This is a genomic window from Streptomyces sp. NPDC088554, from assembly GCF_044752945.1.
GTDB lineage: Bacteria > Actinomycetota > Actinomycetes > Streptomycetales > Streptomycetaceae > Streptomyces.
Genome location: NZ_JBIVMF010000058.1, coordinates 1 through 12,410, shown reverse-complemented (window position 1 = coordinate 12,410; position 12,410 = coordinate 1). Strand labels below are relative to the sequence as shown.

The window sequence follows — 12,410 nt, the reverse complement described above, 5'->3', positions numbered from 1 at the left end:
CACGGACGTCAAGCTCGCCACATAACCCCAGCAGGCCCGAACCACCCCAAACCCAACCTGGGCGCCTTGACGAAAGACATAGAGGCACCCCCCGGGGGCCTGGTGGGTCGGTTCCGGGCGGTCAGGACTTGGGGCCGCCCACGATCACCGGTGTGCCGCTGCCCTCGCCGCACGGGACCGTGTAGACCGGGTTCGCCTTGGCGGCCTCGCGGTAGGCGTCGATGCACTGGTTCATCAGGACCTTGTCGCTGAGCGACTGCTCCAGGATCCTGTTCGCCCGTGCGATGCCCTCGGCCTCGATCCGCCGCCGTTCGGATTCCGCCTTCGCCGTACGGGCCGCCTCGGTCGCGCGTTCGGTGGCCTGTTCCTGCTGGATCTTCTTGTCGATCTGGCCCTGGAGCTGGTCGGACGGCTTGACGTTGCGCAGGTTGACGACGGTGACATCGATCCCGCGCGGGGCGAGGCGCTTCTTGATCAGCCGGTCGAGCTCCGCGTTGATCCGCTCGCGGGCGGAGGTGTAGCCCTCCTCGCTGGTGTACCGGGCGAAGACGTTACGGACGATCTCCCGGCTGTCGGGAAACACCAGCCGCTGCTGGATCGCGTCCTCGGTGCCCGCCAGCCGGTACAGCTCGACGGCCTTCTCCGGGGTCACCGCCCACTTGACGGTGATCTCCGTGTACATCACACCGCCCTGCGAGGAGCGCACCTCGACGACGTCCTTGCCGGAGAGGTTCAGGTCGACCGGGCGGGTGGAGAACGTCGTGACCGAGGTGAACGGGGACTTCAGATGCATCCCCGAGTTCCACGGCGACCCGACCTTCCCGAACGCCACCGGCACCCCCACCTCGTACGCGCTCACCACATGGACCGTACTGAGGATCCCCGACAGCACCGCGCCGACGAGCGCGAGCACGGCCCCGCCGCGCCACTTGGCCTCGGATCTGATCCGGCCGACGACGTACAGCACGACGGCGGCCACCCCGCACAGGACCGACAGTACGAACATGTTCCCCCCACGGGACGTGATCCGGGTAAAGACCTCCGAGCGTAACGTAATGGCCCAAGTACCGCATTCAGTAAGAGATTTGGGCCAGCAACCGCACCGAACCGGGCCGCCCCTCGCCCGGGTCGCGGCACGTCGGCTCTCGCGTTCCCGCCCCGTACGCAGGACAATGTCCCTACTCACTCATGCTCTCGGAGGGGGACGGACATGCGGGAAAGCCACCGGGCCGAGGCCGAGCGGCTGTTGGCACGCGCAGTGGAGGAGGAGGTCCGGCGCTCCGGCGGGCGGAGCGAGGGCAACGCGCTGCTGGCGCGCGGGCGGGGTGCGCTGGAGACGATGGCGGCGGGGGCCGCCGAGGAGTACGCCGCGTATGTGGCGGCGCTGGACGTGGACGAGGCGGAGCGCCGGCCGCTGTCGGGGCGGTTCAGCAAGCAGGCGCTGTCGACACCCGCGCTGGTCACCTCGGTCGCGGCGGTGGCCGCCATCGGGGCGGATGTCGCGCTGGGGACGGCCACCGGGATCGCTCTGGGCGCGGGCGCCGTGGTCGCGGTGGCGGGCGCGGCGACGACCGTCGCGAAGGTGACCGCCGGGCACTGGCCCGCCGCGCACCGCAGAGCGGGCGCGGCCGGACAGCCGGGCGGTACGGAACAGTTGAGGCTCCAGTGGCTGACGGCGCTGGAGGTACGGGGCATCCGCCCGTTCCTGGACCAGCAGCGGGTCCTGGCGTCCGCGACGCGGCGTACCGCCAAGAAGCCCACCGTCGTACCGCAGTTGCGCGGTGGCGACCGGAGCGCGGCGGCCCGTCGGCGTACCGTACTGGAGCAGTCGTTCGGTCATCTCCCGCAGCCCGACGGGCCGTTCGCCGGGCGGCGCGTGGAGATGGCGCAGATCGCGCAGTGGGTGCACGCGGCCCGCGCCTCGACGCAGACCAGACCGACGGTCGTCGTGCTGTACGGGGACCCCGGCTCCGGCCGCACCGAGCTGGCCGTACGGACGGCGCACGAGCTCAAGGACCAGTTCCGGGGCGCCTGTGTGGTCGATCTGCGCGGCGGCGGGACGCTGGAGGCACCGCTGTCGACACGGGACGCGCTGCTGCATCTGCTGAACCGCCTCGGCGCGCCGCGTGAGCAGTTGCTGTTCCGCGAGGGTTCCTCTCCCGAGCAGCAGGTCAGGCGGCTGAGCGAGCTGTACCACCAGCATCTGACCGGCCTCCCGGTGACGATCGTGCTGGACGACGCCTCCGACCCGGCGCAGGTGCGGACGCTGCTGCCCGAGCGGTCGGACAGCCTGGTGCTGGTGACCGCGCGCGCCCGGCTCGACCTGCCCGGTGACATCCCCGCGTGGGTGCACCAGCTGCCGGTGGCCGCGCTGGACGGGGCGGGCGCGGAGGAGCTGCTGCGGATCGCGTCGCGCGAGCCGGCGCGGGCCCCGGCGGGTCCGTACGACTTCCAGTCCGGGGACCGGGTGCGCGAGCTGTGCGGCGGGCTGCCGCTGGCGCTGCGGATCGCGGGCTCCTCGCTGCCCGCGCGCACCCCGCTCCAGTTGGCCGACGACCTCGCCGCGTACGGTCCCGTCGAGCCCGTCGAGCGCGCCCTGTGGCTGCGCTACACCGACCAGAACGACCAGGCCAAGCGGCTGCTGCGGCGGCTCGCGCTGGCCGGGCGCGCCTCGCTGGGCGCGGCAGCGGCGGCGGCGCTGCTGGCGACGGACGAGCAGGAGGCGGGGAAGCTGCTGGCGGAGCTGACGCGGGCCGGGCTGATCGATCATGTACGCGGCAACCGCTACCGGCTGCACGATGTCGTACGGAACTTCGTGCACGCCCGGCTCCGTGAGGAAGAGCCCGCCGACGAGCGTACGGCCGCGATGGAGCGGCTGATCCACAACTACGGCGAGCTGGCCGACTCCGTGATCCGGCTGGTCGACGGCAAGACGTCCACCCGAGCCGATCTGTTCAGGAGCGCGGCGGGCGCGCACGGCTTCTCGTCGCTGGAGGCGGCGCTGCGCTGGCTGGACGAGGAGTCGAGCTTCATCACCGCCACGCTGCGGCACGCGGAGGGCGTCGACCAGCAGGCCGTGCTGAATCTGCTGGGCGCGCTGTGCGACTACTGCCTGCTGCGCGGCGACCTCTACCGGCTCGGCGAGATCAGCGAGCTGACGCAGGCCGTGGACCAGGGGCTGCTGGTGCGTTCCGTCCAGTGGCGTACGGGTATCGCGGCCCGTCAGCTCGGTGAGCTGGACAAGGCGCGCACGACGCTGACCTCGGTAGTCGGGCTCTACCGGGAGGCGCAGCACGAGGCGGGGGCGGCCCGCGCGCTGTGTTCGCTGGGCATCACCCTGCACCACCAGGGCAATCTGACGGAGGCGTCGGCGAAGCTGCAAGAGGCGCTGGCGCTCCAGTCACCGCTGTCCCTCGCGGGCGACCGGGGCTGGACGCTGCACGCGCTGGCCGCCGTCGAGCGCGACCGGGGGCGGCTCGCCGAGGCATCCGCGCTGCTCACGGACTCGCTCGTACTGCACCGCGAGAGCGAGTCCGTGCACGGCGAGGCATGGGCGCACTTCCAGCTGGGGCAGCTGTTCCTGCGGACCGGTGAGGTGGCGCGGGCCGAGGTCGAGCTGCGCACCGCGCTCGATCTGTACGCCAGGACCCATGACGGCCGGGGCGAGGCGTGGGCGCTGACCCAGCTCGCCCGCGCGCGGCTGGTGGAGGGCGAGGCCGATGCGGCGGTCGACCAGCTGCGCGAGGCGCTCTCCCGCCACCGCGACAACGAGGACGCGCGCGGCGAGGCGTGGACGCTGTACTACCTGGGGCAGGCGCTGGAGGAGTACGGCGACCGTGACCAGGCGGTACGGGAGCTGGAGCGGGCCCGCACGATGTTCTCGCGGATGCGCGATGTGTACGGGCTGGCCTGCGCCCGGCACCACTCGGGCCGGGTCACCCGCGACCAGCGCGCCGCCCAGACCGGCAATCTACGCAATTCCGGCTTCGCCCGTCAGTTGCTGATGGACGCCCGCGCCGACTTCCGCCGGATCGGTGTCGCCCATGGCGAGGCGTGGACCTGTCTGGAGCTGGCCATCATCGACGCGGGCAACAGCAAGCCCGGCCAGGCGCTGGGACTGTGCGACGAAGCGACCGCGCTCTTCGTCTCGTACGACGATCATCGCGGCGCCGACTGGTCCCGCTTCCTGCGCTGCACCCTGCTGCCGTACGCCTCGGCGGGCGGCAGCGAGGTCGGCTCCGCCGTCGCCGAACAGGAGCTGGCCGAGCTGGCCGAGCTGACGGAATCGGCCGGGCCGAGCACGTCCCCCCGGACGGCGCGCGACAGCAAGCTGACGGACTCCGTGGCCGCCTTCGCGGTGGTACTGGGGCGCGGGGCGCGACTGGAGGACGGCTGGCAGGCGTGGACCCTGGGCATGGTCCCGAACCGGCACGCGCGCGAGATCATGGGCGTACCCGTGGAGGTCACGGCGTAGGCATCACCCCGGCGGCAGGCGGACAGGGCGAGCGGCACAGGCGTCACCCCGGCGGCACGCGGACAGGGCGAGCGGCACAGGCGTCACCCCGGCGGCACGCGGACAGGGCGAGCGGCACAGGCAGAAAAGCGGACAGACAGACGGTACGACCGGCCCGCCCGACAAGGAGAGAGAACGGCCGGTCATACGGACGCCCTCAGTCGCCGGGGGTGCCCGCCGCCTTCGCCGTCTCGGGCGCCTCCTCGAAGTCGACCCGCTCCATGTGCCGGCTCATCGACTTCATCAGGATCCACACGCCACCCGCCATCACCGCGAACACGATGAACCCGAGCACACCGGGTGTCACCTTGTTCTCGTCCAGTTCCTGGGCGAGAGGAACCAGGTGCGTCATTGCCTGAGTCGCATACATATCAGGCATTGTCGCGGATGCCCGCGAAGAGGTCGCTCTCGGGGAGGGACGTATCGACGAGGGACCTCGCCAGCTCGTACTCCTCCGTCGGCCAGATCTCCCGCTGGAGCTCCATCGGGATACGGAACCAGCCGCCGTCCGGGTCGATCTGCGTCGCGTGCGCGATCAGCGCCTTGTCGCGGATCCCGAAGAAGTCGGCGCACGGGACGAACGTGGTCAGCGTGCGCTCGTCGCGCTCGACCTCGTCCCACCGCTTGAGCCAGTCGCCGTACGGGGACTCCATGCCGCGTGCGAGCAGCGCCTCGTGCAGCGCGACCGTACGCGGCCGGTTGAAGCCCTGGTTGTAGTAGAGCTTCTCCGGCTGCCAGACCGGCCCGAACTCGTCCTCCGGGTATGCCTCCTTGTCCATCGCACCGTCGAACGCCACCATCGAGATCTTGTGGGTCATGATGTGGTCCGGGTGCGGATACCCGCCGTTCTCGTCGTACGTCGTGATGACCTGCGGCCGGAACGAACGGATCGACCGGACGAGCCGGCCCGCCGCCTCGTCGACGTCCACGAGCCCGAAGCAGCCCTCGGGCAGCGGCGGCAGCGGGTCGCCCTCGGGCAGCCCGGAATCGACGAAACCGAGCCACTCCTGCTGGATGCCGAGGATCTCGCGAGCCTCGTCCATCTCCTTCTTGCGCACCTCGTGGATGTTCGCCTCGATATAGGCGTCACCCTGGAGCTTGGGGTTGAGGATGGAGCCGCGCTCGCCTCCGGTGCAGGTCACGACCAGCACGTCCACCCCCTCGGACACGTACTTGGCCATGGTGGCCGCGCCCTTACTCGACTCGTCGTCGGGGTGGGCGTGGACGGCCATCAAACGCAGCTGGTCAGTCAAGACTCGATCCTCAGTGATGTGGCGCTTCGGTCGGCTTCTATAGTGACGGATATCGGGGGGCGGAAATTCCGGCTGCCCGACTCCGAGAGGAACCGATCATGGCCGTGGTGCGTGAGCAGCTCCCCCCCGGCCGTTACGGCGACGCGGAGGACCGGCGCAAGGACCAGCGGCTCAAGGTCCTGGCCCGGGTGCTCACCGTCGTACTGGCGGTCGTCCTGGGCTGGTACGGCTACCACTACGTCGTCGACCGGGGTGTCTCCGGCGAGCTGATCAAATTCAAACGGATTTCCGCCACCGAGGTCGAAGCGCATCTGGAGATCCGCAAGGACCGCGACGCCACCGGCAGCTGCACCCTGCGCTCCCTCGCGGAGAGCGCCGCCGAGGTCGGCCGCAAGGACGTCCGCTTCCCGGCGGGCGAGACCAGGATCGACACGGTCGTCACGATCCGTACGACGGAGAGCGCGACCAGTACGGAACTGGTGGGCTGCACGACGGACTGAGCGCGGGCCTGCCTGGGGCCCGGCGACCCGGGGCCGTGGAGGCACCCGGGTACCTGAGGGCCTGGCCCCGGCGGGCCTCTCGGGGCCCCACGGGTGTCTTTCGGGAGACCGCCGCGCGTGGATGTCCGTCACTCTCCACACTGACCTGCGCGGACGCAGCTCCGATCGCTTTTATCCTCCCCCTCGCGCCACGAAATTGTTAGGCTCGTGGTTTCGCCCACCCAGGAAGGCACATCCTTCTGAGTAGGGCGTTGCTTTGTATTCCCGGTACCTACGAGGAGCACCTGTGACCCAGACCAGCGAAAACGTCACCTGGCTCACCCAGGAGGCGTACAACCAGCTCAGGGCCGAGCTGGAGTACCTGTCTGGTCCCGCCCGCGCGGAGATCGTTGTGAAGATCGCGGCGGCCCGTGAAGAGGGCGACCTGCGGGAGAACGGCGGTTACCACGCGGCCAAGGAAGAGCAGGGCAAGCAGGAGCTGCGTATCCGCCAGCTCACCCAGCTCCTGGAGAACGCGCAGGTGGGCGAGGCCCCGGCGGACGACGGCATCGTCGAGCCCGGCATGGTCGTGACCATCGCCTTCGACGGCGACCCGGACGACACCCTGGACTTCCTGCTGGCCTCGCGCGAGTACGCCAGCTCGGAGATCGAGACGTACTCGCCGCAGTCCCCGCTGGGCGGCGGTGTGAACGGCAAGAAGGTCGGGGACGACGCGGAGTACGAACTGCCGAACGGCAAGAAGGCCACGGTGCGGATTCTCAACGCCACGCCGTACCGAGGCTGAGCGACTTCCTTCCCTTCACGGCAGGGCCGGGACACCCGCGCACAGGGGTCCCGGCCCTTTCGCCGTCCCCTCCATCGGCCCCCGAATTGCCGCGAAATGATGCCGCCGGCCAAGGACATGTCGTTCAACACGGCCATGTCGTTCAACACGGCCATGTCGTTCAACACGGGTCCACCTCAGGCCGTCGCCGAGCGGTACTTCCGTACCGCCAGGGTCCGGAACACCGCGATGATCACGATCGACCAGATGACGGAGGCCCACACCGGGTGCTCCATCGGCCAGGCGGTCGATGTCGAGGCCCCCGGGTTGCCGAACAGCACGCGGCATGCCTGGACAGTGGCGCTGAACGGGTTCCAGTCGGCTATATGCCTCAGCCAAGGGGTCATCCCGCTGGTATCCACAAAGGCGTTGGACACGAAGGTCACCGGGAAGAGCCAGATCAGCCCACCCGAGGTGGCGGCTTCCGGGGTCCGGACGGACAGCCCGATCAGCGCGCCGATCCAGGAGAACGCGTACCCCAGCAGGAGCAGCAGCGCGAACGCGCCGAGCGCCTTGGGGACGCCCTCATGAATGCGCCAGCCGACCAGCAGGGCGACGATCGCGAGGACCACGACCGTCAGCGCGGTCTGGACGAGGTCGGCGAGCGTGCGGCCGGTGAGGACCGCGCCGCGCGCCATGGGCAGGGAGCGGAACCGGTCGATGAGCCCCTTGTGCATGTCGTCGGCGATCCCGGCTCCCGCGCCCGCCGTGGCGAAAGTGACGGTCTGCGCGAAGATGCCGGCCATCAGGAAGTTGCGGTAGACGTCGGCGCTGATACTGCCGCCGACGCGCAGCGAGCCGCCGAAGACATAGGCGAACAGCACGACGAACATGATCGGCTGGATCAGCCCGAAGAGCACGACCTCGGGAATCCGGGTCATCCGGATGAGATTGCGCCGGGCGACGACCAGCGAGTCGACGGCGGACTGGACGATCCCGCCGCGCGGCCTGGGCGTGATGATCTTGGGTACGGGCGTGGTCGCGGTCATTTGCCGGCCTCCTTCCACCTATGGCCCCCGGCCGGACCGGAGCCCTGATCGGCGTCACGATCAGCGCCCGAGCCAGCACCGGAGTCGGCGTCGCGGTCGGCGATCTCGGCCGCGTGGCCGGTCAGCGAGATGAAGACATCGTCGAGGGTGGGTCTGCGCAGTCCGATGTCGTCGATCTCGACACCCTGGGTGTCCAGCTCCCTGATGATCTCGGCGAGCAGTTTGGCGCCACCGGTGACCGGAACGGTCAGCTTGCGGGTGTGGTCGTCGATCGTCACCTCGCTGCCCTTGCCGAACATGGTCAGCACGGCACGCGCCGGATCGATCTGATCGCGCAGGTGGACGACGACCTCGACACGCTCACCGCCCGTCCTCGCCTTGAGCTGGTCGGCGGTGCCACGGGCGATGACCTTGCCGTGGTCCACGACGCAGATGTCATGGGCGAGGTAGTCGGCCTCCTCCAGATACTGGGTGGTGAGCAGCAGTGTCGTCCCCCCGGCCACCAGCTCCTGGATGATCCCCCAGAGCTGCTGTCTGTTGCGCGGGTCGAGGCCGGTCGTCGGCTCGTCCATGAACATCACGGGCGGCGAGACGACGAGCGCGGCCGCGAGGTCGAGCCGTCTCCGCATACCGCCGGAGTAGGTTTTGGCGGTACGGTCCGCCGCGTCGGCGAGATGGAAACGCTCCAGCAGCTCGTCCGCTCGGGTCTTCGCCTCCTGGGACTTCAGCTGATAGAGCTGGCCGACCATACGGAGGTTCTCGCGGCCGGTCAGATACTCGTCGACGGCGGCGAACTGGCCGGACAGGCCGATGGAACGACGGACCTCGTTCGGGTGCTTGAGGACATCGATGCCCGCGACGACCGCTTTGCCACTGTCGGGCCGGAGCAGGGTGGTCAGGACTAGTACGGCGGTGGTCTTCCCGGCTCCGTTGGGCCCGAGGAGCCCGAGGACAGTGCCCTCCGGAACGTCGAGATCGACGCCGTCCAGAGCCCTTACATCGCCGAAGGTCTTCACCAGGCCTTCAGCGTAGATGGCGCCTGGCATGAGTGCTCTCCAAGGATGGCGAGTGCGATGCGCTGCTTACGCAGAGCCTAGGTTTCCCGGCCCGTACGCGCCTGGTGGGGACGCGGAGCACCGTGCGACGCGCGAGGCGCACAGCGGCACGAGATGTACGTCACGGAGCGTGACGAGCCGGACCCGAAACGTAACGCGATACATCGCGACCCGCAAGACGCGTACGCCAGCGCATTCGGTCCCGCCCGAGCGCCCCTGATGAACACCCCCGGGCCACCCTTACGGGCACCCCCGTAACGCTCCCTCGGAACCCCCGGACCCCCGAGAACCCCGGACACCTCGGCTCGGCTCAGCCCAGGATCGTGTAGCCCGCCTCCCGCAGCGCCACCGCGACCTGCGCGCAGTGCTCGGGACCCTTCGTCTCCAGGTGCACTTCCACGTCCGCCTCCGTCAGCCCGAGCCGGGGATCCGTCCGTACATGACTCACATCGAGCACATTCGCGTCGGCCACCGACAGCACCCCGAGCATCGTCGCGAGCGCGCCGGGGCGGTCCGTCACCCGCAGCCGCAGGCTGAGATAGCGGCCCGCGGCCGCCATCCCGTGGCGCAGGATGCGCTGCATCAGCACCGGGTCAACGTTCCCGCCGGACAGTACGGCGACCACCGGGCCGCTGAAGGCGCCCGGGTCGCTCAGCAGCGCGGCCACCGGGCTGGCGCCGGCGGGTTCGACGACGAGCTTCGCGCGCTCCAGACAGAGCAGCAGCGCGCTGGACAGCTCGTCCTCGGAGACCGTACGCACCTCGTCCACCAGTTCCCGCACCAACCGGAACGGGATATCGCCGGGGCGGCCCACCTGGATACCGTCCGCCATCGTCTGCGGCGAGCCGATGGACACCGGATGGCCCGCCCGCAGCGAGGGCGGATACGCGGCGGAGCCCGCCGCCTGCACCCCGATGACCTTGACGTCGGGACGCAGCGACTTCACCGCGAGGGCGATGCCCGCCACCAGGCCGCCGCCGCCGATCCCGACGACGACCGTCCGTACCTCCGGGCACTGTTCCAGGATCTCCAGGCCGACCGTGCCCTGTCCGGCGATGACGTCCGGGTGGTCGAAGGGGTGGATGAAGACCGCGCCCGTGTCGCGCGCGTACTCCTGCGCGGCGGTCAGGGTCTCGTCCACGACCTGCCCGTACAGCCGGACCTCCGCCCCGTAGTCACGGGTCGCGGCGATCTTGGGCAGCGGCGCCCCGACCGGCATGAAGACGGTGGACCGCACCCCGAGCAGGGTGGAGGCGAGCGCGACGCCCTGGGCGTGGTTCCCGGCGCTGGCCGCGACGACGCCCGCCGCGCGCTCCTCCGGGGACAGACCGGCGATCCTTACGTACGCGCCACGGAGTTTGAAAGAACCCGTCCGTTGAAGGTTCTCGCATTTGAACAGGACCGGCGCTCCGACCAGTTGGGTCAGGTATCTGCTGCCTTCTATGGCGGTCGTCCGTGCCACACCGGAGAGCATCTTCTGCGCGCCACGGATGTCGTCGAGGGTCAGCGGGGACCGTGGGGCGTGTGAGGAATGGTGCGAGGAACGAGACGTACCGAAGGTCATGAGTTCCAGTCTCGCAGCAGACGGCCCGACAGCCACTGCGCGACCGGTCCGCCGCACGGAACCCGACGGGCCGGTCGCACACTGGTCTCACACTCTCTGTCCATAAGTCGCCCACCGGGTTTTCACAGCACCCGTACGGTACGGCCGCCAGCCGCGTACTCTGTCCCCCAACCATCCGACCCCCGCACCAGAGAGCCCCCAGCCATGCCCCCCATTCAGGACATGACTTCCGCTGCGTCGGCCTCCCGGGAGAGGCCCGCCGAACCCTCGGTCGACGCCGGTCTCCTCGACACCCTCCAACACCAGGTGGCCGTCTTCGCCCGACGGGCCGAACAGACCCGGCTCGGCGGTATCGGCCAGGTCCGCAACTCCATGGACCGCGCCGCGTATCTGCTGCTCAACCGGCTCGACCAGGAGGGCCCGATGGGCGTCAAGGCCCTGGCCGCCGGGATGGGCATCGACTCCTCGACCGTCACCCGGCAGGTCGCCCCCCTGGTCGACACCGGCCTCGTCAAGCGCACCTCGCATCCGGAGGACGGCCGCGCGGTCGTCCTGCAGCTGTCGCCGCGCGGGCTGGCCAGACTCGAAGAGGTCCGCGCGTCAAGGCGCGAGCTGATGTCGCAGGTCACGGACGGCTGGACCGAGGAGGAGCGGGAGCACTTCACGTCCCTGCTCACCCGGTTCAACACCGCGCTCTCGGCGCGCGCGTCCGGACTGACGGCCGGGGAGAGCGCGGAGAGCGGCGCGGGCTATCCGGACCAGGAGACCCTGACCGGGCGGGGTTGAGGACGCCGATACGCATGGGGGGGCCGCGGATACGGACGCCCTCTTGATCCGCCGGTCCCGCCAGGTCTCGGATGGAGGTCGTGCGAGAGCGGCAGGCTGTCACGGACCTCCGTCGCACCCAGGAGTTCGAGGCGTTCGCGTCGGGCGCGGCCGGCCGGCCGCTGCATGCCGCGACCCTGCTGACGGCCGCGCCGCCGCCCCGCACGCCCAGCGACTGCTGGTCGACGCGCCGGCCCGTACGTACGCCGGATGGGACCGGCTGCGCGACGAGGACCCGTACGACCGCGCCCGCCGGGAGCTGACCCTCGGTTTCGCCGAGGATGCCTGGCGCGTCGGGCGCCGGTCGGCAGGCGTCCTGGGCGGGCTCGGCGCCCGGGAGCGGGTCGTACGGATGCTGCGTCTGTACGAGGGGCTGCCCGAGGAGCAGACCGCCTCCCCGCTCGGCCTCCCCGAGGATCTCGTCCACACGCTGTACACGCGGGCGACAGCCTCCTTACGGAGGACGCGTCCGTGAACAGTACGCCTCGCAAGGAGGCCGAGGTGCGGCGGATGCTGGAGCTGGCCCGCCCCGAGGTGCCCGCCGACCTCGTACCCCGGGCGGCACGGCGCGGCGGCCGGCTGTTGCGCAGACGCCGCGTCGCCCACCGGTTCCTCTGGGCGCTGCTGGTCGTGGCGGTGGTCGTGTTCACCGTGTGGGCGTCGACGACACACCCATGGTCCCCGCCGCCGACGCTGACGACCCCGCCCCTGGAGGGCTGGTGACCGGCGGGAACCGGCCGGACAGGACTACCGAACGGGACTGCAGGACAGGACTACCGGGCAGGACTAGCCGCAAGGCCGTGAAGTTATGGCTCTGGCTGCGTTGTCCAGAGGGCCTTGAGGTGCGGTTTCGGCGGACATGAGGAGCGGAGCCCCGGTAGAACTGGC

The 12,410-nt window shown here is 70.3% G+C and carries 11 protein-coding genes and 1 pseudogene; 6 read left to right on the top strand and 6 right to left on the bottom strand.

The window, feature by feature from the left end:
• Window positions 1-121: 121 nt before the first annotated feature.
• Window positions 122-1,006, bottom strand: coding sequence for a prohibitin family protein (locus ACIP8W_RS31275; RefSeq protein ID WP_401956196.1), 885 nt, complete (start codon window positions 1,004-1,006; stop codon window positions 122-124).
• A gap of 204 nt (window positions 1,007-1,210) precedes the next feature.
• On the opposite strand from ACIP8W_RS31275, the gene ACIP8W_RS31270 reads away from it, so the two are divergent.
• Window positions 1,211-4,474, top strand: a complete 3,264-nt coding sequence (locus ACIP8W_RS31270) for a tetratricopeptide repeat protein (protein WP_402205765.1) — start codon at window positions 1,211-1,213, stop codon at window positions 4,472-4,474.
• 196 nt (window positions 4,475-4,670) lie between these two features.
• Here the strand turns inward: ACIP8W_RS31270 and ACIP8W_RS31265 are convergent, their stop codons facing one another.
• Window positions 4,671-4,883, bottom strand: a complete 213-nt coding sequence (locus ACIP8W_RS31265; RefSeq protein WP_401956194.1) for a hypothetical protein — start codon at window positions 4,881-4,883, stop codon at window positions 4,671-4,673.
• Between the two features lies 1 nt (window position 4,884).
• Entirely contained in the window at window positions 4,885-5,766 is an 882-nt protein-coding gene (mca, locus tag ACIP8W_RS31260; protein WP_401956193.1) for a mycothiol conjugate amidase Mca, read from the bottom strand.
• Between the two features lie 98 nt (window positions 5,767-5,864).
• On the opposite strand from mca, the gene ACIP8W_RS31255 reads away from it, so the two are divergent.
• Window positions 5,865-6,266: a DUF4307 domain-containing protein gene (locus ACIP8W_RS31255; protein WP_401956192.1), complete on the top strand. Its 402-nt coding sequence runs from the start codon at window positions 5,865-5,867 to the stop codon at window positions 6,264-6,266.
• 286 nt (window positions 6,267-6,552) lie between these two features.
• On the top strand, window positions 6,553-7,050 hold the full coding sequence (gene greA / locus ACIP8W_RS31250) for a transcription elongation factor GreA (RefSeq protein WP_401956191.1): 498 nt from the start codon (window positions 6,553-6,555) through the stop codon (window positions 7,048-7,050).
• 176 nt (window positions 7,051-7,226) lie between these two features.
• Here the strand turns inward: greA and ACIP8W_RS31245 are convergent, their stop codons facing one another.
• From ACIP8W_RS31245 to ilvA, 3 genes are all read right to left on the bottom strand, one after another.
• On the bottom strand, window positions 7,227-8,078 hold the full coding sequence (locus tag ACIP8W_RS31245; RefSeq protein WP_401956190.1) for an ABC transporter permease: 852 nt from the start codon (window positions 8,076-8,078) through the stop codon (window positions 7,227-7,229).
• Window positions 8,075-9,124, bottom strand: a complete 1,050-nt coding sequence (locus tag ACIP8W_RS31240; RefSeq protein WP_402205762.1) for an ATP-binding cassette domain-containing protein — start codon at window positions 9,122-9,124, stop codon at window positions 8,075-8,077. Before ACIP8W_RS31240 ends, ACIP8W_RS31245 begins: the two co-directional genes overlap by 4 nt.
• A gap of 319 nt (window positions 9,125-9,443) precedes the next feature.
• Window positions 9,444-10,697, bottom strand: a complete 1,254-nt coding sequence (gene ilvA / locus ACIP8W_RS31235; protein ID WP_401956188.1) for a threonine ammonia-lyase — start codon at window positions 10,695-10,697, stop codon at window positions 9,444-9,446.
• Between the two features lie 204 nt (window positions 10,698-10,901).
• On the opposite strand from ilvA, the gene ACIP8W_RS31230 reads away from it, so the two are divergent.
• The 3 genes and pseudogenes from ACIP8W_RS31230 (at window position 10,902) to ACIP8W_RS31220 (ending at window position 12,245) form a co-directional block, all read left to right on the top strand.
• Window positions 10,902-11,483, top strand: coding sequence for a MarR family winged helix-turn-helix transcriptional regulator (locus tag ACIP8W_RS31230; protein WP_401956187.1), 582 nt, complete (start codon window positions 10,902-10,904; stop codon window positions 11,481-11,483).
• A gap of 80 nt (window positions 11,484-11,563) precedes the next feature.
• Window positions 11,564-11,997: pseudogene (locus tag ACIP8W_RS31225) on the top strand (RNA polymerase subunit sigma-70).
• A complete protein-coding gene (locus ACIP8W_RS31220) occupies window positions 11,994-12,245 on the top strand; it encodes a hypothetical protein (RefSeq protein ID WP_402205760.1) in 252 nt (83 codons plus the stop codon). Before ACIP8W_RS31225 ends, ACIP8W_RS31220 begins: the two are co-directional and overlap by 4 nt.
• Window positions 12,246-12,410: the final 165 nt, after the last annotated feature.